13 protein-coding genes and 1 pseudogene are annotated in these 20,638 nt (G+C 60.9%); 6 read left to right on the forward strand and 8 right to left on the reverse strand.

The window, feature by feature from the left end:
• Positions 1–511: 511 nt before the first annotated feature.
• Both SSARUM2_RS18415 and SSARUM2_RS18420 read left to right on the forward strand, forming a co-directional pair.
• Complete coding sequence (locus SSARUM2_RS18415) at positions 512–4,288, forward strand: hypothetical protein (RefSeq protein WP_060453104.1); 3,777 nt, start codon at positions 512–514, stop codon at positions 4,286–4,288.
• Between the two features lie 653 nt (positions 4,289–4,941).
• A protein-coding gene (locus tag SSARUM2_RS18420) for an IS3 family transposase (protein WP_120151028.1) occupies positions 4,942–6,062 on the forward strand; the annotation gives its coding sequence in 2 pieces (ribosomal slippage) (positions 4,942–5,194 and positions 5,194–6,062; 1,122 coding nt in all).
• Positions 6,063–6,090: 28 nt separating this feature from the next.
• Here the strand turns inward: SSARUM2_RS18420 and SSARUM2_RS18425 are convergent.
• From SSARUM2_RS18425 to guaB, 3 genes and pseudogenes are all read right to left on the reverse strand, one after another.
• Positions 6,091–6,183: pseudogene (locus SSARUM2_RS18425) on the reverse strand (integrase); the annotation flags it as partial.
• 306 nt (positions 6,184–6,489) lie between these two features.
• A complete protein-coding gene (guaA, locus tag SSARUM2_RS18430; protein ID WP_060423171.1) occupies positions 6,490–8,067 on the reverse strand; it encodes a glutamine-hydrolyzing GMP synthase in 1,578 nt (525 codons plus the stop codon).
• A 102-nt stretch (positions 8,068–8,169) separates the two neighbouring features.
• On the reverse strand, positions 8,170–9,633 hold the full coding sequence (guaB, locus tag SSARUM2_RS18435) for an IMP dehydrogenase (protein WP_033635581.1): 1,464 nt from the start codon (positions 9,631–9,633) through the stop codon (positions 8,170–8,172).
• Between the two features lie 170 nt (positions 9,634–9,803).
• Here guaB and xseA point away from each other — a divergent pair, with 170 nt between their 5' ends.
• Positions 9,804–11,180, forward strand: a complete 1,377-nt coding sequence (xseA, locus tag SSARUM2_RS18440; protein ID WP_031299944.1) for an exodeoxyribonuclease VII large subunit — start codon at positions 9,804–9,806, stop codon at positions 11,178–11,180.
• A 3-nt stretch (positions 11,181–11,183) separates the two neighbouring features.
• Here xseA and SSARUM2_RS18445 read toward each other — a convergent pair whose 3' ends face one another.
• Together SSARUM2_RS18445 and SSARUM2_RS18450 are read right to left on the reverse strand one after the other, a co-directional pair.
• Positions 11,184–13,550 (reverse strand): glycoside hydrolase family 31 protein, encoded by a 2,367-nt coding sequence (locus SSARUM2_RS18445; protein WP_060453055.1) that lies wholly within the window; start codon positions 13,548–13,550, stop codon positions 11,184–11,186.
• 11 nt (positions 13,551–13,561) lie between these two features.
• Positions 13,562–14,872, reverse strand: coding sequence for an MFS transporter (locus SSARUM2_RS18450; RefSeq protein WP_033635583.1), 1,311 nt, complete (start codon positions 14,870–14,872; stop codon positions 13,562–13,564).
• Between the two features lie 358 nt (positions 14,873–15,230).
• On the opposite strand from SSARUM2_RS18450, the gene SSARUM2_RS18455 reads away from it, so the two are divergent.
• From SSARUM2_RS18455 to SSARUM2_RS18465, 3 genes are all read left to right on the forward strand, one after another.
• A complete protein-coding gene (locus SSARUM2_RS18455) occupies positions 15,231–16,313 on the forward strand; it encodes a LacI family DNA-binding transcriptional regulator (protein WP_033654276.1) in 1,083 nt (360 codons plus the stop codon).
• A gap of 62 nt (positions 16,314–16,375) precedes the next feature.
• Positions 16,376–17,401, forward strand: a complete 1,026-nt coding sequence (locus tag SSARUM2_RS18460; RefSeq protein WP_033648910.1) for a M4 family metallopeptidase — start codon at positions 16,376–16,378, stop codon at positions 17,399–17,401.
• Positions 17,401–17,742 (forward strand): protealysin inhibitor emfourin, encoded by a 342-nt coding sequence (locus SSARUM2_RS18465; RefSeq protein ID WP_033648911.1) that lies wholly within the window; start codon positions 17,401–17,403, stop codon positions 17,740–17,742. The genes SSARUM2_RS18460 and SSARUM2_RS18465 overlap by 1 nt, the downstream gene beginning before the upstream one ends.
• A 4-nt stretch (positions 17,743–17,746) precedes the next feature.
• Here the strand turns inward: SSARUM2_RS18465 and SSARUM2_RS18470 are convergent, their stop codons facing one another.
• The 3 genes from SSARUM2_RS18470 to der all read right to left on the reverse strand — a co-directional run bounded on the left by SSARUM2_RS18470 (position 17,747) and on the right by der (position 20,527).
• Positions 17,747–17,968 (reverse strand): zinc ribbon domain-containing protein, encoded by a 222-nt coding sequence (locus tag SSARUM2_RS18470; RefSeq protein ID WP_060439414.1) that lies wholly within the window; start codon positions 17,966–17,968, stop codon positions 17,747–17,749.
• Positions 17,969–17,980: 12 nt separating this feature from the next.
• Positions 17,981–18,937 carry an AEC family transporter gene (locus tag SSARUM2_RS18475; protein WP_047730075.1) on the reverse strand — a complete coding sequence of 319 codons (957 nt, stop codon included), beginning with the start codon at positions 18,935–18,937 and terminating at the stop codon, positions 17,981–17,983.
• Between the two features lie 99 nt (positions 18,938–19,036).
• On the reverse strand, positions 19,037–20,527 hold the full coding sequence (gene der / locus SSARUM2_RS18480) for a ribosome biogenesis GTPase Der (RefSeq protein ID WP_004941442.1): 1,491 nt from the start codon (positions 20,525–20,527) through the stop codon (positions 19,037–19,039).
• Between the last annotated feature and the right edge of the window lie 111 nt (positions 20,528–20,638).

Here is a 20,638-nt window from a genome sequence, read left to right on the forward strand (position 1 = left end):
AGATATGGCCATATAAAGAAAAACCCTCTGTAAAAACAGAGGGTTTCATTCACTACGGGCTAGTTACGAACAGGCCGCGGGAAGTGTCAAATCACTCCCACTCGATTATTTATAGTCATATAACGTCCATATTTATCAATGAATTATAAATGTATGAACCAGAAGTGCCATGATTGATACCATACTTCGAACTAAAGGCCCGGGCTTTTTCTTCACGAACGGACTGGAAAGCGCGGCTCTCAAGCATCTCGAGACGATTCAGGTGCTCCGCATCTAGCAGAAATCATGCGGATGGCGGCCCAACAGCATCTCCGCTGGATCGCGCGAGTTCACGCTCGTGCCGTGGCGACCGGCGCTGGAGCGCCAGCTCGGCAAGCCAGTCGCCGGCATCATGCGTGGCGACGGATCAACTGGCAGTTCGGTCGCGTCCGTGGCGGACCAACTATCGCTTGACTGCTCTTTGTTCTCCCGCATGATATCCAATATTTTGATGAAAGGGGGTTGGGGGACGATGTTCGAAATTACTGGCGCACAAGTCGCCGACCTCAATGACGCCGATCTGCGGACACTCGTCGCACGTCTCGCCTTGGCAGAATTGCGGGCGCAGGGTTGCCCCAGTTCGTCGGTAACGGCTGGCGGCAATCAGGATGCGGCCGATGGCGGGCTTGATGTCCGGGTCGAGTGCCCGTCCGCACTGCTGATGCCGGATTTCGTGCCGCGCCAGCACACAGGGTTTCAGGTGAAAAAGCCCGACATGCCGGCGAGCGCAATCCGCGATGAGATGCGTCCTGGCGGCGTACTACGGCCGGTCATCGCCGAACTCGCCGCTCGCTCGGGCGCCTACATCATCGTCAGCGCGCAAGGGTCGGTCGCAGACAAGCCGCTGAGCGATCGTCGCGATGCGATCCGGGCGCAGCTCGACGATCTGCCTGAGGCCGGGCAGTTGCATAGCGACTTCTACGATCGCGACCGGCTGGCGACATGGGTCAATCACCATCCCGGAATTGCCGCCTGGGTCCGCACGCGGCTCGGCATCGGTATGTCGGGCTGGAGCAGCATCGGCGATTGGTGCGGCGTCGGCGTGAGCGAGGAGACGCCCTATCTCTTCAACGATAAGGCCTGCCTAACCGATGAGCGAACGAACGACCGCGAGCAACTCACCATCGGCGAGGGTATCGCACGGCTTCGCGTCTCTCTGACCAAAGCTCGCCAATGTATCCGGTTGATCGGCTTGTCCGGTCTCGGAAAGACTCGTCTCGTGCAGGCACTGTTCGAGGATGGTGTGGGCGAGGTGCCGCTCGATCCGGGGCTCGCCGTCTATACCGACTATTCGGCGGAGACTGACCCGACCACACGGGACATGGCACGCCAGCTGGTGATCGCACGGCAACGTGCGATCCTGATCGTCGACAACTGCAACCCGGCGACGCACAGCGAACTAGCCCGCATCTGTTCGGAAGCGGGTAGCCAAGTCAGTCTCTTAACTGTCGAATATGATGTTCGCGACGACGAGCCCGAGCGTACCGAGGTCTTTCGCCTGCAATCAGCATCGTCCGAAATGGTGGAGCTGTGGCTGGAAAAGACCTTCCCCAATGTGACGCAGGTCGACCGGCGAACCATATCGGAGTTCAGCGACGGCAACTTCCGCGTGGCGCGCGCTCTCGCCGACACGCTCGGAAAAGGCGAGACCCTGGGAAAGCTCAAGAGCCGCGACCTCTTCGAGCGGATTTTTCATCAGCGCAACGAGCCTGACCGGGATCTGCTTTCCGCTGCCGAGGACCTTGCCCTGCTCTATTCGATCGATGGCGAGGACACTTCGGAAAGCGGTGAACTTGCGCGGATCGCCGCTATTCGCGGTGTTCCCGTGGTGACGATATATGCGGCACTGAATACGCTTCGACAGCGGGGGATCGCGCAGCTGCGGGGACGGTGGCGCGCTATCCTGCCGCATGCGATCGCCAACCCGCTCGCCGGTTTCGCCCTTGAACGCATGCCGCCGACCGATTTCGATCGCTTCTACGCGTCGCTTACAACGCGGATGCAGAAGTCCCTTTCGCGCCGCCTCGGCTATCTGCACGACAGCGCTGAGGCGCGGGCCGCGGTCGAGCGCTGGCTCCGTGCCGACGGGCCACTCGGCGATCTTGCGGCATTGGGAGAAGACGGCCTTCAGATCATCGCCAACATCGCTCCGGTTGCACCCGATACCGTGCTCGCGAGGATTGAGCGTGATATTGCCGGCCCAGATGGCGGCGAGATAATCGATCCGCAGTCGAACAACCGGTGGCAATGGATACGGTTGATCAAGCTCCTCGCTTACGATCCGCCGCTGTTCGACCGCGCGGCAACCTTGCTTACGCGGTTCCTTTCCGCTGAATCGCCCGACCACCACAACAACTCGGCGTCGGACATGTTCGCCGAGCTGTTTCACCTGCACCTGTCCGGCACCAAGGCTTTACCAGATCAGCGGCGAGCGCTCGTGCGCCGGTTCGCGCAATCGGGTGATCCGGCTTTGGCGCGCTGCGCCGGAGTCGCCCTCGATGCGCTGCTAAAGGCGCACCATTTCAGTTCATCCAGCGACTTCGACTTCGGCGCCCGGTCACGGGACTATGGTTGGCATCCGCCGACCTATGGTGACATCTGGGCCTGGTACAACGGCGCAGTCGATCTGGCGGTCGAACTATCGCCAATCATCGAAAACGCCAGGGACCACCTTGCCCACAGCGTAAGAGAGCTGTGGCACTTCGGCGCCTGCCACGATGCGCTTGAACGGGCAGCGACCCATTTTTCTTCCGAGCGACCTTGGATCGAGGGGTGGATCGGCTTCCGCACAGCGCTGCGCTTCGAGGGCGACGCGATGCCGGATGAGGTGCGCGCCCGTCTCGTTGCACTCATCGAACACCTAAAACCCACCGTTCTTCTCCATCAGGCCCGTGCGGTCGTACTGGGGCGCAACAGTTTCGGTTGGGATGTGGCTGATGGCGACGCGGATGACGGCGACGTCATGAAACCCTATGAGCGCGCCTCCAAGCAGGCGAAAGAGATCGGCACCGCACTCGCGCACGACCCGGAGACGCGCGCTGCCTTCATCGCCGAACTGCTCGTCGAACAAAATCCGCAGCGCGCCTATGAATGCGGCATTGGTCTGTCGGATGGTGCCGCCGATCTTGATGCGATGTGGTGTGAACTGCTGGACCTCTTCTCCGCCGCCGAGGCGGACAGCCGGAATGCGACGGTGCTGGGCGGGTTCATCTATGGCGCGCACGCCAAGGCCTCGGCCTTTGCCAACGCTACGCTAGAGAATGTGATCCAGAATCCCGATCTTGCCGCGAGTCTGCCGTATCTTCAAGCGTGTGTTGCTATCGATACCCAAGGCATAGCGCGGCTTCGGCGTGCGATCGAACGTGGCGTCCTTTCGGCGTGGAATTTTCAAAGCATCGCCAATGGTAGTGTCGGGGAGTCTCCACCCGACGCGCTTGGCCTGCTACTCACCGACATCGGCAATTTGGCCGACGGCGTCGAGATCGCACTTGATATATTGCACATGCACTTCTACCGCGATCGGGAAGAAGGCCGCCAACGTGCGCCATCCTTGATCGCTGTTGGCCGTGAGCTGCTACTGCGCACTGACTTCAGAAAGAAGCAGTCGTTGCGCGATTTTGGGCTGCATACCGTTATTCGGGTCTGCTGCGCCGGACCCGATGGAGAGGCGACATTGCGGGAAATCTGCGCTCGCGTCCGGGCCGGACTGGAGACCGTCTATCTCTCGTCCTACGATCTTGGTTATGTCCTGAAAGCGCTCTTCGAGACCCATCCCCTGATCGCACTCGACGAATTCCTGCTCCCCGAACTCAGGCCGAGAAATCGGGGGCTGTTTGAGGGGGACTCCGGGTCTGGCACGCCGGTGGAAGATGTCGGCGCCGAGACCCTTGTTCAGTGGGCGAATATCGATCCGGATCGACGCTATCCGCTGCTTGGCAAAAGCATCCCCATGTTCAAGCGGCAGCAGGGCGAAGAGGAGAATGCTGTCTCCAGGCTTTTCCTGGAAATATTGGGCCACGCGCCAGACAAGAGGGCGTTCCTCGGCGATGTCTGGTCGCGGCTTCATCCGCGCAGCTGGAGTGGCTCGCTCGCCGATATCCTGGTTCGACGTCGCGCGGCTATCACAACGCTGGGTGACAATGTTGGAGGCGAGGTTCGGCAATGGGTCACCGACATGCTGCCCGAACTCGAACGCTGGATCGAACATGAGAGCAAGCGCGATCGGGAAGGCGAGCAGAGTTTCGAATAACCACTGATCCGTGCATCCCCAGCGGGGCTCTGACGCTGATCGCGGCTTCCGCGGAGTCTTAGGCCAGGCGCGCCGCCCTTTGCATTTCTGCCCGACGGCTTCGCGCAGGGCGAATGGCTGGTTTTGGGGGAACAGCCATTCAAAACACGATAGGCGAACGACTTAAGCTGGTCGACAGCCGACGCCTCGTAACCATCAGCTATTTCTACGCCTCAGCTCCGAGCAATAGAGTGTCCCCGCCGCGGAGAGCCTTTCGGCATCGATTAAACTCAAGCCGCAATGCGTTCTTTCCGCTCGCGGCTTCTTCATAGATGAGATGGCACCCGGGCTTCTGAAGCGCCGCGCTGCAAGTCCAGATGCTGGCCCTCTGTGGAGACCCATGCGTAGCCGATTCGCTGTTTCATTGATACAACCGGGACGTTGAAAACTTGACGAGAATATTAACTCGCCAATAGGGGTTCCGATGGTCTCGGATGCCATTTTTTAGCGTGTTCAGAAAACCACCGTTTTGTGGATAGATTTTGAAACACTGCCAGTTTCTAACGAAAACTTCACTCTGCGGAAAGGATTCGCAAGATGGTCTGATCTGCTCCCCGTTGATTAATACACCGCGATATTAGTAATGTCTTCATAAGCCACATGAGGACAACCCCATGAAGAAGCGCTTTTCCGACGAACAGATCATCAGTATCCTCCGCGAGGCTGAAGCTGGGGTTTCTGCCCAGGATCTCTGCCGTAAACATGCCATTTCAGACGCTACCTTTTACACCTGGCGTAAGAAGTATGGCGGTATGGAGGTGCCCGAGGTTAAGCGTCTGAAGTCACTTGAGGAAGAGAACGCCAGACTCAAGAAGCTGCTTGCTGAAGCCATGCTGGATAAGGAGGCACTTCAGGTGGCTCTGGGGCAAAAGTACTGACGACAGGCCAGAAGCGGGAAGCCGTTGAGTTTATGTGTGATGCGACCGGTCTGTCGCAACGTCGTGCCTGCAGGCTTACAGGTTTGTCCCTGTCGACCTGCCGCTATAAGGCTCAGCGTCCGGCGGCTGATGCGCATTTATCAGGGCGCATCACTGAGCTGGCACTTGAGCGCAAGCGCTTTGACTACCGCCGTATCTGGCAGTTACTGCGCCGTGAAGGCCTTCAGGTTAATCACAAACGCGTGTACCGCCTTTATCATCTCAACGGGCTGAGCGTAAAACGCAGACGACGTCGTAAAGGACTGGCAACGGAACGTCTGCCGCTGCTCCGCCCGACAGCGCCCAACCTGACATGGTCGATGGATTTCGTTATGGACTCGCTGGCCACCGGTCGCAGGATAAAATGCCTGACCTGTGTGGACAACTTCACGAAGGAGTGTCTGACAATTACCACCGCATTCGGGACTGCAGGTGTTCAGGTCACGCGTATTCTGGACAGCATTGCACTGTTTAGAGGTTATCCGGCGACGATAAGAACTGATCAGGGGCCGGAGTTCACTTGCCGCGCACTGGATCAATGGGCCTTTGAGCATGGTGTTGAGTTGCGTTTAATCCAGCCGGGCAAGCCAACGCAGAACGGATTTATAGAGAGCTTTAACGGACGATTTCGCGATGAATGTCTGAATGGGCACTGGTTCAGCGATATCGTTCACGCCAGGAAAATCATTTATGACTGGTGGCAGGATTATAACGAGTGTCGTCCACATTCGGCACTGAATTATCAGACGCCATCAGAGTTTGCAGCACGGTGGCGAAATGGAAAAAGTGAAGATAAACAAACCGACACTACTAACTGACGGTTGTATCTAATACTGGGGGCAGGTCAGGAGTGACCGCAACATACAGACCATCACGATCATTAACTTTATAGAGTTTCTCCTTCGGCTTAAGGTGACGCAGCCTGGTGCCAGTCAACATGGTTTATTGTTTTCCTTTATCACTTAATGCCATGTTGTAAAAAGTTCAGAAAAGCAATTTAACCATCTGTTTTTAATTTACTTATAAAAAATAAACACCATAACTCAACCGACATTTATCACATGGCGCTTTTTCAAATCTGAATTTGAAACCAGAGAGATACCATCAGAAATTCCATTGAAAAAACCGTGCTCCCGTTGCTAACAGCTGCCAGAAAGTTCCAGACACACAAAAAAAAAGCCCGCAGTTACGCAGGCTTAGAGGTAATTTACTGCTTTTACGTGCAGGCTATTGCCAGACGCGAAATCATTCCCACTCAATCGTCGCCGGTGGCTTGCCGCTAATGTCGTACACCACGCGGGAGATGCCGTCCACTTCGTTGATGATGCGGTTGGAGACGCGGCCGAGGAAGTCATACGGCAGGTGCGCCCAGTGCGCGGTCATGAAGTCGATGGTTTCTACCGCACGCAGGGAGACCACCCAGTCGTATTTGCGGCCGTCGCCCATCACGCCGACCGAACGCACCGGCAGGAACACGGTGAACGCCTGGCTGACTTTGTTGTACAGGTCGGCCTTGTGCAGCTCTTCGATGAAGATGGCGTCCGCGCGGCGCAGCAGATCGCAGTACTCTTTCTTCACTTCGCCCAGCACGCGCACGCCCAGACCCGGGCCCGGGAACGGGTGACGGAACAGCATGTCGTACGGCAGGCCCAGCTCCAGGCCGATCTTGCGCACTTCGTCTTTGAACAGCTCTTTCAGCGGCTCGACCAGGCCCAGCTTCATCTCTTTCGGCAGGCCGCCCACGTTGTGGTGCGACTTGATCACGTGCGCTTTGCCGGTGGCGGAAGCGGCGGATTCGATCACGTCCGGGTAGATGGTGCCCTGTGCCAGCCATTTCACCTGCTCTTGCTTGCAGGCTTCTTCGTCGAACACTTCAACGAACACGCGGCCGATGATTTTACGCTTGGCTTCCGGCTCGTCCACGCCCGCCAGTGCGGTCAGGAAGCGGTTTTCCGCTTCGACGTGCACGATGTTCAGGCCGAAGTGGTCGCCGAACATTTCCATTACCTGCTTGGCTTCGTTCAGGCGCAGCAGGCCGTTATCGACGAATACGCAGGTCAGGCGTTTGCCGATGGCGCGGTGCAGCAGCATCGCGGTGACGGAGGAGTCTACGCCGCCGGACAGGCCGAGGATCACGTGGTCTTCACCCACCTGCTCGCGGATGCGCTCGACCGCATCTTCGATGATGGTGGCCGGGGTCCACAGGGCTTCACACTGGCAGATGTCCAGTACGAAGCGCTCCAGCATGCGCTGGCCCTGACGGGTGTGGGTCACTTCCGGGTGGAACTGCACGCCGTAGAAGCGTTTTTCTTCGTTGGCCATAATGGCGAACGGGCAGGTGTCGGTGCTGGCGATGGTCACGAAGTCGGACGGGATCGCGGTCACTTTGTCGCCGTGGCTCATCCACACGTCCAGCAGCGGTTTGCCGGCCGGGCTGATGGCGTCTTCGATGTCGCGCAGCAGCGCGCTCTCTTTGACGATTTCCACCTGCGCGTAGCCGAACTCGCGTTCGGTGGAACCCTGCACATGGCCACCCAGCTGCATCGCCATGGTCTGCATGCCGTAGCACACGCCCAGCACCGGCACGCCGGCGTTGAACACGTAGTCCGGGGCGCGCGGGCTGCCGGCTTCGGTGGTGCTTTCCGGGCCACCGGAGAGGATGATGCCGCTTGGGTTGAATTCGCGGATCTGCTCTTCGCTAACGTCCCAGGCCCACAGTTCGCAGTAAACGCCGATTTCGCGCACGCGGCGGGCGACCAGTTGGGTGTATTGCGAACCGAAGTCCAGTATCAGGATGCGATGCTTATGGATATTTTGTGTCATGTGAGGCGAATTCCAGCAACAAGAGAAAAAGAGCGAAAATGTGTGTTTCGGGATGGGGCTTAACGCCCCACCCCGGCCTCTCACTCAGGAGAGGTTAAGGCATTAGCCCATGCGGTAGTTCGGCGACTCTTTGGTGATGGTCACGTCGTGCACGTGGCTTTCCTGAATGCCGGCGCCGCTGATGCGCACGAACTCCGCCTTGGTGCGCAGATCGTCGATGGTGGCGCAGCCGGTCAGGCCCATGCAGGAGCGCAGGCCGCCCATCTGCTGGTGCACGATGGCTTTCAGCATGCCTTTATAGGCGACGCGGCCTTCGATACCTTCCGGCACCAGTTTGTCGGCGGCGTTATCGGTCTGGAAGTAACGGTCGGAAGAGCCTTTGGACATCGCGCCCAGCGAGCCCATGCCGCGGTAAGATTTGAACGAACGGCCCTGATACAGCTCGATTTCGCCCGGGGATTCTTCGGTGCCCGCCAGCATGGAACCGACCATCACGCAGGATGCGCCCGCGGCGATCGCTTTGGCGATGTCGCCGGAGAAGCGAATGCCGCCGTCGGCGATAACCGGGATGCCGGTGCCTTCCAGCGCTTCCACCGCGTCGGCGATGGCGGTGATCTGCGGTACGCCCACGCCGGTCACGATGCGGGTAGTACAGATGGAGCCAGGGCCGATACCGACTTTCACCGCGCTCACGCCGGCTTCAGCCAGCGCTTTGGCGCCCGCTGCGGTCGCGACGTTGCCGCCGACGATCTGCAGATCCGGGTATTTGGCGCGGGTTTCGCGGATGCGCTGCAACACGCCTTCGGAGTGGCCGTGCGAGGAGTCGATCAGCAGAACGTCAACGCCTGCCGCCACCAGCGCGTCAACGCGCTCTTCGTTGCCGGCGCCGGCGCCGACCGCCGCGCCCACGCGCAAACGGCCGTGCTCGTCTTTACAGGCGTTCGGTTTGCGTTCCGCTTTCTGGAAGTCTTTAACGGTGATCATGCCCAGCAGGTGGAAGCTGTCGTCCACCACCAGCGCTTTTTCTACGCGCTTTTCGTGCATCTTCTGCAGCACCACGTCGCGCGCTTCACCTTCTTTCACGGTGACCAGGCGATCTTTCGGCGTCATGACCGCGGTGACCGGCTGGGTCAGATCGGTCACGAAGCGCACGTCGCGGCCGGTGATGATGCCGACCAGCTCATTGTCTTCGGTGACGACCGGGTAACCGGCAAAGCCGTTGCGCGCGGTCAGCTCTTTCACTTCCTGCAGCGTGGTGGATGGGGTAACGGTCTGCGGGTCGGTGACTACGCCGCTTTCATGCTTCTTCACACGGCTGACTTCTTCAGCCTGGCGCTCGATGGACATGTTTTTGTGGATGAAGCCCAGGCCGCCTTCCTGCGCCAGCGCGATGGCCAGGCCGGATTCGGTAACGGTATCCATGGCTGCGGACAGCATAGGGATGTTCAGGCGGATGGTTTTGGTCAGTTGGGTGCCGAGCTCTGCGGTGTTAGGCAGAACCGTGGAGTGGGCTGGAACCAGGAGGACGTCGTCAAACGTCAGAGCTTCTTTAGCGATACGTAGCATGGGCAATATCTCACCAGGGTGGGCTGTGAAAAAGATAAAATATTGCCGCGGCATTATACAGAGCGGAATCGGTTGCCTCCAGCACTTTCTTACAAAAAGTCTTGATTACCTTTTTCAGCCATGTAGTATCGACCAATTAAGTGATTGTTTTGAAATTTGATCTGGGTCACATGTCGCTACCTGTTTCGCCTTCCATTTTTACCGTAAGCCGCCTCAATCAGACGGTTCGCCAACTGCTGGAAATGGAAATGGGGCAGATTTGGCTCTCCGCCGAGATCTCCAACCTCTCCCAGCCCGCCTCCGGCCACTGGTATTTCACGCTGAAAGACGATCGCGCCCAGGTGCGCTGCGCGATGTTCCGCAACAGCAACCGCCGCGTCACCTTCCGGCCGCAAAACGGCCAGCAGGTCCTGGTGCGCGCCAGCATTACGCTGTATGAACCGCGCGGCGACTACCAGCTGATCGCCGAGAGCATGCAGCCCGCCGGCGACGGCCTGCTGCAGCAACAGTTCGAGCAGCTGAAACAGCGCCTGAGCGCCGAAGGGCTGTTCGATCAGCAGTTCAAGCAGCCGCTGCCCGCTCCGGCCAAACGCGTCGGGGTGATCACCTCCGCCAGCGGCGCGGCGCTGCACGATATTCTGCAGGTATTGCAGCGGCGCGATCCGTCGTTGCCGATCGTCATCTACCCCACCTCGGTGCAGGGCGCGGAAGCGCCGATGCAGATCGTGCGCGCCATCGAGGCCGCCAACCGCCGCGACGAATGCGACGTATTGATCGTCGGCCGCGGCGGCGGTTCACTGGAGGATTTGTGGAGCTTCAACGACGAACGCGTGGCGCGGGCGATCTTCGCCAGCCGCATTCCGATCGTCAGCGCCGTCGGCCATGAAACCGACGTCACCATCGCCGACTTCGTCGCCGATCTGCGCGCGCCGACCCCTTCCGCCGCCGCCGAACTGGTCAGCCGCAATCAGCTTGAGCTATTGCGCCAGCTGCAGTCGCAGCAGCAGCGGCTGGAGATGGCGATGGATTACTATCTGGCGCAGCGCCAGCAGCAGTTCACCCGCATTCACCACCGTTTACAGCAGCAGCATCCGCATCTGCGCCTGGCGCGCCAGCAGACGCTGCTGTTCAAGCTGCAGCGCCGGATGGAAGACGGCATGCAGCAACAGCTGCGCCTGGCCGCCCGCCGCAGCGAACGCGCCCAGCAGCGGCTGGCGCAGGTGCAGCCGCAGGGCCGCATTCACCGCTACCAACAGCGCGTACAGCAGCAGGAATACCGCCTGCAGCAGGCGATGGAGCGGCAGCTTAACGCCTACCGCCAGCGCTTCGGCGTGGCCTGCAGCCAACTGGAAACCGTCAGCCCGCTGGCGACGCTGGCGCGCGGCTACAGCGTGACGCAAACCCCGCGCGGCGAGCTGCTGAAAACCACCAAGCAGGCGCAGGTCGGCGAACTGCTGAAAACCCGCCTGCAGGACGGCTGGGTGGAAAGCGAGGTGAAAACCATCACCGTCGCCAAGAAGCCGCGCAAGAAACGCGCGGCCGAGTAACCCCTACTCCAGCGTAAAACGCTCGCCCGGTTCACCGTTCACCCACAGCGCGCGCATTTCGCCTTCCGGCAGGCTGAGCGCCAACGTGCGCCAGGCCGGGCGGAAACGCCCTTCCGTCGTGATATCCAGCATGATGCGCTGATGGTCGCAGCGCATTTCCCAACGCAGCCATAGCGCATCGCCCTGTCGCCAGCCTTCGCTTTCACCGTCGTCCTCAAACAACAGCCCGCTGCTTGCGCCGCAGCCCTTGAGCGGAAACAGCCGCAGTTCGCGCCGATCGTCGGCGGCCACGTCCACATGCGCCAGCCGCTGCGACAGCGGCAGCGCCGCCCCGGCGCGCACCAGCAGCGGCAAACGCTCCAGCGGCGCCGCCAGCGTCACCGTCTGGCCGCCGCCGAACCATTGGCCGCTGTAGAAGCAGTACCAGCCTTCGCCGTTGTCCGGCAGATACACCGAACGCCGGCGCTGCCCCGGCTCCACCACGCTGGCCACCAGCAGATCGCAGCCGATCAGAAAATCGTCGTTCTCGCCGAAGGTGCGCGCATCCTGTTCATGATCGAGGAAGGTCGGGCGCAGCATCGGCTCATCGTCGGCGCAGGCCTGCCACAACAGCGTGTAGAAATACGGCAGCAGTCGGTAACGCAGGTTGATCGCCTCGCGCACCGCCGGGGTGGCGGCCGGGTACATCCAGGGCTCGTTGACCGTGGCGTCGTCGTTCCAGGAGTGGATGGTGAAACGCGGATGCATCACGCCGTTTTGCACCCAGCGCACCAGCAGCTCCGCATCCGGTTTGTCGCCGGAGAAGCCGCCGACATCGTGGCCGAGGTTATACAGCCCGGACAGGCTCATGCCCAGCCCCATGCGGATGTTGTAGCGCAGCGTCTGCCAGCTGGTGCGGTTGTCGCCGCTCCAGGTCTGCACATAGCGCTGCATGCCGGCGCAGCCGGAGCGCGAGATCAGGTACGGCCGCTTCTGCGGCGCAAAGCGCTGCTGGGCCTCCATCGAGGCGCGCATCATCAGCAGCGGCATCACCGGGCGGATGTGCTTGATGGCGATCGGCCGCCCGAAGCCGTGGCAGCGCGTTTCGCCGTCCCACACTTCGTACTCGTTGTTGTCGTTCCAGGTCGAGTCGATGCCCATCTCCAGCAGCTGCTGCGTGACGCCCTGCTGCCACCAGCGCACCGCCGCCGGGTTGGTGAAGTCGAGGTGCGATCCTTCGTCGTCCCAGAAGCTGGAGCGCTCGGGCGCGTCGCTTTGCGAATCGCGGATAAACAGCCCCTGCGCCGCCACCTCCTGATACTGCGGGTGATCCTGCAGCAGGCACGGCTTGATGTTGGCCGCCAGCCTGAGGCCGGCGTCGTGAAACGCCTGGCTCAGTTGCTTGGGCTGCGGCACCTTGTCGTAGTTCCAGTTGAACACGTAGCGCTTGTTGTTGATCGAGGTGTAGCCCGACGACAGCTGGAAGGAGTCGCAGGGAATGGCGTGTTGACGGCACAGCGCGATGAACTGCTGCAGCTGCTGCTGGGCATCCGGCGCGTCGGTGTAGTGCATGGTCGAACCGCTGTAGCCCAGGCTCCACTTCGGCCCGAAGTGGGTGCGGCCGGTCAGGCGCACGAAGGCCTTAGTGACGTCCAAGACCTTCGGCCCGAGGAACAGGTAGTAATCCAGATCGCCCGCTTCGGCCTGATAGCGGCGATAGGCCGCGTGGTAGTTGTCGATCTCGTTGCCCAGATCCAACCAGCAGCTGCTCAGGTTGTCGTAAAACAGGCCGAAGCTCGCCTCCGGCCCGCGGGTGATGGTGAACGGAATGTGCTTGTACAGCGGATCGGTGCTGGCGGCGTTGTAGCCCATGGCGTCCAGGTTACGCATCTCGAAGCGGCGGCCGGTGCGCTCCAGATCGCCGGCCTTCTCCCCCAGGCCGTAATAACGCTCATCGGCGAAACGCCGCTGATAGTGCGCCACGCCGTCGCCGTGCGCATTGAGCAGGTAGGCGCTGGTCGGCCGATCCGCCGCCAGCGGCCGCCATTCGCCGGCGGCGTTGCAATATTCCCATTCCAGCCACAGCGGCTGATGCACCGTCACGCGCAGCAGCGGCGTGCTGACCACCAGCCGATCGCCCTCCTGGCGCAGCTGGTAGCCCGGCAGGCTGAAGCCGGCGACGCTGAGCCGATCGCGCCCCTCCCAGGGCACATCTTCCTGCGGCGCGATGCTCCAGGTACGATCCAGCGCCAGTTCGCCCTCACGTTTGATCAACACGCGGAACAGACCGTCTTCCAGCACGTACAGGCAGAAACGGTGGCGTTCATCGACCAGCAGCTCAACGTGGTCGGCATGCTGCGCCGCCAGCGTCCAGTTTTTCAAGGTTTTCATAAGCATTCCACTTAGCTGTGTGAAGGTGTTTTCTTACCGCCGCGTTCGGCGATCAGGGCAATCAGGAACAGGGCACCGATCAGATCGAAGAAGCCCATGGCGATGAACAGCGGGTTGAAGCCGATGGTGTCGGATACCGCGCCGATCAGCAGCGTGAACAGGAAGCTGGCGATCCAGGCGCTGGATCCGCGCATGCCGTTGACCGTCGCCATCTGGTTTTTATCGAACGACTCCACCACCAGCGCGCTGAGCATGCAGGAGATCACCTGGTGGCCGAAGCCGCCGATCGAGATCAGCGCGATCGCCACATAGGGATCTTGGGTGATCGCCACGAACGCCAGCGACACCATCAGGAAAGCGCCGGTCACCGAGCTGGCGACCACCGAGTTGACGCGGCTGCAGCCGAACCATTTGCGGTACAGGGTGGTGAGATAGCCGCTGGCGACGCTGCCGATATCCGCCGCCAGAAACGGCAGCCAGGCGAACATCGCGATCTGTTTCAGATCCATGCCGCGTTCGGTGGCCAGGTACAGCGGCACCCAGAAGCTGAATACCGCCCAGGCCGGCTCGGCGAGAAAGGCCGGGATGGCGATGCCGTAAAACTTCTTGTTCTTGCACAGGCTGGCCAGCGAGGTGAGGAACGGCAGCTTAGGCAGCACCGGTTCGTTGTCTTCGCGGATCAGATCCAGCTCTTGCTGGCTGAGGTTCGGGTGCTGCTGCGGCGAGTGGTAGAACAGCCACCACAGCACCACCCAGATCAGCGCCAGCCCGCCGGAGAACAGGAAGGCGCCCTGCCAGCCGAAAGAGACGTGAGCGATGACGATGATCGGCGGCGCCAGCATGGCGCCGATGGAGAAACCGACGCCGGCCCAGCCGGCGGCGATCGGCCGCTCCTTCTTCGGGAACCAGTCGGAGATCGCCTTGGCGTTGGCCGGGGTGGCCGCCGCCTCCGCGCCCCCCATGAAGAAACGCAGAATGGCCAGTTGCAGCCAGCTGCCTGCGCCGGCGTGCAGCATGCATACCACCGCCCAAATACCGGCGCAGATCAGAAAGCCCATCTTCAGGCCGATAACGTCGATCAGCCAGCCGCAGATCGGCTGAAACACCGTGTAAGCCAGTTGGAACGACGCCACCACCCAGGCATATTGCTCGGTGCTCATGTTCAGGCTGGTTTTCAGCTCCGGCGCCAGAATGCCCAGCGAGTTGCGGGTGATGTAGTTGACCGTGACACCCAGCAAGAACAGCGCCAGCATCCACCAGCGCAGCGATTTGAACTTGCGCCGGCCGCTCTGCGCGACCGCCTGATTGATCTCCACACTCATCGGTTCTCTCCCCGCGGCCGCCGGCTACGGCGACGCGCGTTTTGGTAGGGTACGTTGTGCTATCAAACACGGGGCGGTGAAAACGGGTCGGCGCCATATCATTGGCCGACAGACAATCACAACCCCATGATTTATTTTTGTTTTCATTTTCGCACACCGTTAAAATTGGACTGACAGGTCGCTAAAATTGGTGTACCAATGCAGACTACTCAGCGAGAGCGCGCAGCGAAACGCTGTTTTTTGCAAAGATTTTCACAGGCGGGTGAAAAAATAGTCATAATGACCAAGAAATCCGGTCAAGACGCTGAAAATCTGCAATGAAAATATTCTCACGGACGAATTTGAAGGAGATCACAGAATGAACGGAAAGCTGAAAATTCAGGAGATCGCTCGCCAAACCGGGCTGTCGATCAGCACCGTTTCCCGCGTGCTGGCGGGCAAGGCCAACACCAGCGCCGAGGCGCGCCGCAAGGTGCTGGACTGTGCGCAGCAAAACGGCATTCTGCAGGGCATTTCCAGCGGCCGACTGATGCTGAACAACGTGATGGTGTTCGCGCCGCAGCGCGCGTTCGACGTGCGCACCGACATCTTCTACTACAAGGTCATTCAGGGTATCGCCGCCGCGCTGATGGAGCACGAGGTGCGCATCCGCTACTGCGGGCTGGAAGAGCAACACAGCGACGGCGCGCTGTTTCTGGAAAAAATGAGCGACCCGCACACCGAAGCGGCGCTGATCATCGGCATCGACGACGAGCATATCCACACCCTGGCCGCCGATCTGCACAAGCCCTGCGTGCTGATCAACTGCAGCGATCGGCAGATGCGGCTGGACAGCGTCTCGCCGGATCATCAGCTGATCGGCGACTATTCCGCCAGCTACCTGTTCCAGCAGGGGCACAGCCATATCCTCAATCTGCAATGCCTGCGCCGCCACACCATGGAACTGCGGCTGGCGGGCATCCGCCAGGCCTACGCCCGGCATCATCTGCCGTTCGACGACGGCCGCCATCTGATCACCACCTCCGGCTTCGGTGGCGAAGAGGCCGAGCAGGCGCTGACCACCTATCTCGATGGCATCCACGGCCACTCCCCGCTGCCGACGGCGATCCTGGCCGGCGGCGACTACATGGCGGTCGGGGCGGTCAAAGCGCTCAACAAGCGGGGGCTGAGCGTGCCGGGCGACGTCTCGGTGATGAGCACCGACGGCTTCAATCTGGCGGAAATCCACGATGTGCCGCTGACCTCGGTGCAGGTGCCGCGCGACGAACTGGGTTACGAGGCGATCCAGCTGCTGCAGCGGCGCATGCTGCGCGCCGACGCGCCGCCGTGCAATCTGCTGCTGCACGGCCGGCTGGCGGTGCGCGCCTCGGTGCGACGCATCAGCCCGCACAAGACCGCGCCGGCGGTGAGCACGCATGACCACAGGCTTTATGACGAGTAGGCTACACTTAGGCACAGTGCATTCATTCGATGAGGTAAAATTTTTGCCTAAGGAGAGCCACTATGCCAGCCCAGCGCATGCGTTCCGTCATTCCTCCCTACATGCTGCGCCGCATCATTGAACACGGCAACGCCCCGCAGCGCGACTGCGCGCTGCACACGCTGAACCACGTACAAAGCCTGCTCGGCAACAAGCCGCTGCGTTCGCCGACCGAGAAAAACGCCCGAGCCGGCGAAGCGCTCCGCGATATCTACGACGCCCAGAACGGCACCCAGCTGCCCGGCAAACAGGTGCGCAAAGAGGGCCAGCCCAGCAACCACGATGTGGCGGTGGACGAAGCCTACGACTATCTCGGCGTCACCTACGATTTCTTCTGGCAGGCCTACCGCCGCAATTCACTGGATAACCAGGGGCTGCCGCTGGTCGGCAGCGTGCACTACGGCAAGGAGTACCAGAACGCCTTCTGGAACGGCCAGCAGATGGTGTTCGGCGACGGTGACGGCGAAATCTTCAACCGTTTCACCATCGCCATCGACGTGGTCGGCCACGAGCTGGCGCACGGCGTGACCGAGAGCGAAGCCGGGTTGATCTACTATCAGCAGTCCGGGGCGCTCAACGAGTCGTTGTCCGACGTATTCGGCTCGTTGGTCAAGCAGTTCCACCTGCAGCAAACCGCCGATAAAGCCGACTGGCTGATCGGCGCCGGGCTGCTCGCCGAGGGCATCAAAGGCAAAGGGCTGCGCTCGATGTCGGCACCCGGCACCGCCTACGACGATCCGCTGCTGGGCAAAGACCCGCAGCCCGCCAGCATGAAGGATTATATCCAGACCAAGGAAGACAACGGCGGCGTGCACCTCAACTCCGGCATCCCCAACCGCGCCTTCTACCTGGCGGCGACGGCGCTGGGCGGCTTCGCCTGGGAGAAAGCCGGTTACGTCTGGTATGACACGGTGTGCGACAAAGCGCTGCCGCAAAACGCCGACTTCGCCACCTTCGCCCGCACAACGGTGAAACATGCGCAGGCGCGTTTCGATCAGAGCGTGGCGGACAAGGTGCAGCAAGCCTGGCATCAGGTGGGGGTGGAATAATGAAACCGCTGCCGACGCTCAATCAGGATACGGTCATTGAGCTGGCGCGCGAGGGAGGCTTCGCCTACATTCCCAAACTGGCGGGCCAGCGCCGCATCGCGCTGGCCGATATCACGCCGGAGCAGCGGCAGCGCCTGAATCAGTTGCTGAACCAGACGCTGCCCTATGCGCAGGAAGAAGGCCAGCCCAGCTCCCCCGGCTGCGGCGACCAGCGCTACTACCGCGTGCAAATCAACTACACCAGCCCCACCCTGAGCACTGAGATCGTGCTGTTAATCCCGGAAAGCAGCGCGCCGCAGGCGCTGGTGGATCTGTGGAAAACCGGCCAGGTGGATGAGTGAGGGCTTACAGCGGCTGATAGCTGAAATTCACCCGTTTTTTGGAGATCAGCCCGTGCCCGTTCTGGCACAGGTAATCCACCGCCCCGCAGGCTTTCAATTCTTGCAGCGGCTGCCCGCACTCCGGGCAGCTCGCCAGCTGCCGATAATCGCGCTGGCAGGCTGCACAATGGTAGTGACCCGCTACCCACTTCATGGTCTGACGGCATTGCGGACAGTGCGCTTCCATAACGACTCCAGGTTAAATCGCGCCCCATGAGCGCAAGAAATAAATCCCCAACGCGGTGGTGAAGAACGAACCGACGGTGGTGATGGCGATAATGTTGGCCGCCAGCGTGGCGTTGCCGCCCATGGCGCGCGTCATCACATAGCTGCCCGACGCGGTCGGCGTGGCGGAAAACAGGAAGATAATGCCCAGCGCAGCCCCCTGAAACCCGCACAGCCAGCCGGCCAGCGTCATCAGGCACGGCACCAGAAACAGCTTGGCCGCCGACGACAGCGCCGCCACGTTGGACGAACGGAACATGGCGCGAAAATCCAGGCTGGCGCCGGTGCACAGCAGCGCCAGCGGCAGCGACAGCGCAGAGATATAGCTGCCGGTCTGGCGGATCACGGTCGGGATGCCCAGCCCGGTTTGCGCGTACAGCAGCCCGCACACCAGGCCGATGATCAGCGGGTTGGTAACGATGCTGCGCAGCAAAGACAGGTGGCTGATTTTCTTGCCCTGCCCGCCCTGCAGGCTGCGCGTGAGGGTGATGACCGACAGCACGTTGAACAGGATCACCGTCACCGTCAGGTACAGCGAAGCGAGCGCAATGCCTTCGCTGCCGTAGGCGGTCATGGCGTAGGCCAGGCCGACGATGGCGGTATTGGCGCGGAAACCGCCCTGCACGAACACCCCGCGCTCACGCGGTTCTTTCACCAACCACTTGGCGGCCAGCTCCAGGAGCAGGAAGGTCGCCAGCGTGCCGACCGCTCCGAACAGCACCAGCGGCAGGTTGCCGAGCAGCTGCGGGTGGTTGGTGGCGATGCTGAAAAACAGCAGGCACGGCAGCGCCAGATTGAACACCAGGCGGGTCGCGCCGTCGACAAAGCGGTCATCCATCAGGCGCCAATGGCGCAGCAGGATCCCCAACAGCATCATCAGCAGATTCGGCACGGTGACGTTGAACGCAAAACTCCAGGTTTCCCAGGACATGGTGTTCCTTCAGGCAGGCGAGGTAATCTTCAGATAATAAAACGATTTCGGGCCAATAAAAAAGGGGCGCGGCATCACTGCCGCGCCCCTCATGAGCGATTACTTGCTCTTTTTCAGGTGGCTCATCAGGCGCTTGCGCTTACGCATCTGGGTCGGCGTCAGCAGGTTGCGTTTGCCGGCGAACGGGTTGTCGCCCTCTTTGAACTGGATGCGGATCGGCGTCCCCATCACGTTCAGCGAGCGGCGGAAGTAGTTCATCAGGTAGCGTTTGTACGAATCGGCCAGGTCGCTGACCTGGTTGCCGTGGATCACCACGATCGGCGGGTTGTAACCGCCGGCGTGGGCGTATTTCAGCTTCACGCGGCGGCCGCGCACCAACGGCGGCTGGTGATCGTCAACCGCCATCTGCATGATTTTGGTCAGCATCGAGGTGTTTACGCGGCGGGTTGCGCACTCGTAGGCTTCCTGCACCGATTCGAACAGGTTGCCGACGCCGCTGCCGTGCAGAGCGGAAATGAAGTGCACGCGCGCGAAGTCGACGAAGCCCAGACGCAGGTCGAGCATCTCTTTCACGTGCTCGCGATCTTCTTCGCTCATGCCGTCCCACTTGTTGACCGCAATCACCAGTGAGCGCCCACTATTGAGGATAAAGCCGAGCAGCGAGAGATCCTGATCGGAGATGCCTTCACGCGCGTCGATCACCAGCAGCACCACGTTGGCGTCTTCAATCGCCTGCAGGGTCTTGATCACCGAGAACTTCTCGACGGTTTCAGTCACCTTGCCGCGTTTACGCACCCCGGCGGTGTCGATCAGCACGTATTCGCGTTCGTCACGCACCATCGGAATGTAGATGCTGTCGCGGGTAGTGCCCGGCATGTCATACACCACCACGCGCTCCTCGCCGAGGATGCGGTTAGTGAGCGTAGACTTACCGACGTTCGGACGGCCGACGATCGCCAGCTTGATCGGCAGATCCTGCGGGTTGAACGCTTCTTCCGGCTCTTCGTCTTCTTCGCCTTCCAGCGTTTCGCCGTTTTGCTCGGCCCAGTAAGCGGCGTTGGCCTCTTCCTCGGTCAGCTCGACGTCTTCCGGTTTTTCCGGCACGAACGGCACCAGCACGTGTTCGATCAGTTGGGTCACGCCACGGCCGTGGGAAGCGGCGATAGCGAACACTTCACCCAGGCCGAGCGAGTAGAAATCGGCGGTGGCGGTGTCAGGATCCAGACCGTCGGTCTTGTTGGCCACCAGGAAGGTCGCCTTCTGGCGGCTGCGCAGGTGCTGGGCGATGCCCTGATCCGCCGGCATCAGGCCGGCGCGGGCGTCGACCATGAACAGCACGATGTCCGCCTCTTCGATCGCCAGCAGCGACTGACCGGCCATGCGCGTTTCGACGCCGTCTTCGGTGCCGTCGATACCGCCGGTATCGACAATGATAAATTCATTGCCTTCGATTTCAGCACGACCATACTTGCGGTCACGCGTCAGCCCCGGGAAATCCGCCACCAGCGCATCGCGCGTATGGGTTAAACGGTTGAACAAGGTGGATTTACCCACATTCGGGCGCCCGACCAGCGCGACGACAGGTATCATTGTTGAAGCCTCATTACTTAATAATCAATGCGTTACTGCACTGTGGATAGACACCAGCGGTGCAGCTTATAAAAATACGAAACGGCCCCTGAACACTCAGGAGCCGTTTTC

The sequence above is a fragment of the Serratia sp. K-E0102 genome, from assembly GCF_029962625.1.
GTDB lineage: Bacteria > Pseudomonadota > Gammaproteobacteria > Enterobacterales > Enterobacteriaceae > Serratia > Serratia sarumanii.

Bases quoted from the DNA above. Each gene is read 5' to 3' on its own strand.
- SSARUM2_RS18415 (WP_060453104.1), top strand. From the start codon at position 512: ATGTTCGAAATTACTGGCGCACAAGTCGCCGACCTCAATGACGCCGAT.
- guaA (WP_060423171.1), bottom strand. From the start codon at position 8,067: ATGACACAAAATATCCATAAGCATCGCATCCTGATACTGGACTTCGGT.
- guaB (WP_033635581.1), bottom strand. From the start codon at position 9,633: ATGCTACGTATCGCTAAAGAAGCTCTGACGTTTGACGACGTCCTCCTG.
- xseA (WP_031299944.1), top strand. From the start codon at position 9,804: ATGTCGCTACCTGTTTCGCCTTCCATTTTTACCGTAAGCCGCCTCAAT.
- SSARUM2_RS18445 (WP_060453055.1), bottom strand. From the start codon at position 13,550: ATGAAAACCTTGAAAAACTGGACGCTGGCGGCGCAGCATGCCGACCAC.
- SSARUM2_RS18450 (WP_033635583.1), bottom strand. From the start codon at position 14,872: ATGAGTGTGGAGATCAATCAGGCGGTCGCGCAGAGCGGCCGGCGCAAG.
- SSARUM2_RS18455 (WP_033654276.1), top strand. From the start codon at position 15,231: ATGAACGGAAAGCTGAAAATTCAGGAGATCGCTCGCCAAACCGGGCTG.
- SSARUM2_RS18460 (WP_033648910.1), top strand. From the start codon at position 16,376: ATGCCAGCCCAGCGCATGCGTTCCGTCATTCCTCCCTACATGCTGCGC.
- SSARUM2_RS18465 (WP_033648911.1), top strand. From the start codon at position 17,401: ATGAAACCGCTGCCGACGCTCAATCAGGATACGGTCATTGAGCTGGCG.
- SSARUM2_RS18470 (WP_060439414.1), bottom strand. From the start codon at position 17,968: ATGGAAGCGCACTGTCCGCAATGCCGTCAGACCATGAAGTGGGTAGCG.
- SSARUM2_RS18475 (WP_047730075.1), bottom strand. From the start codon at position 18,937: ATGTCCTGGGAAACCTGGAGTTTTGCGTTCAACGTCACCGTGCCGAAT.
- der (WP_004941442.1), bottom strand. From the start codon at position 20,527: ATGATACCTGTCGTCGCGCTGGTCGGGCGCCCGAATGTGGGTAAATCC.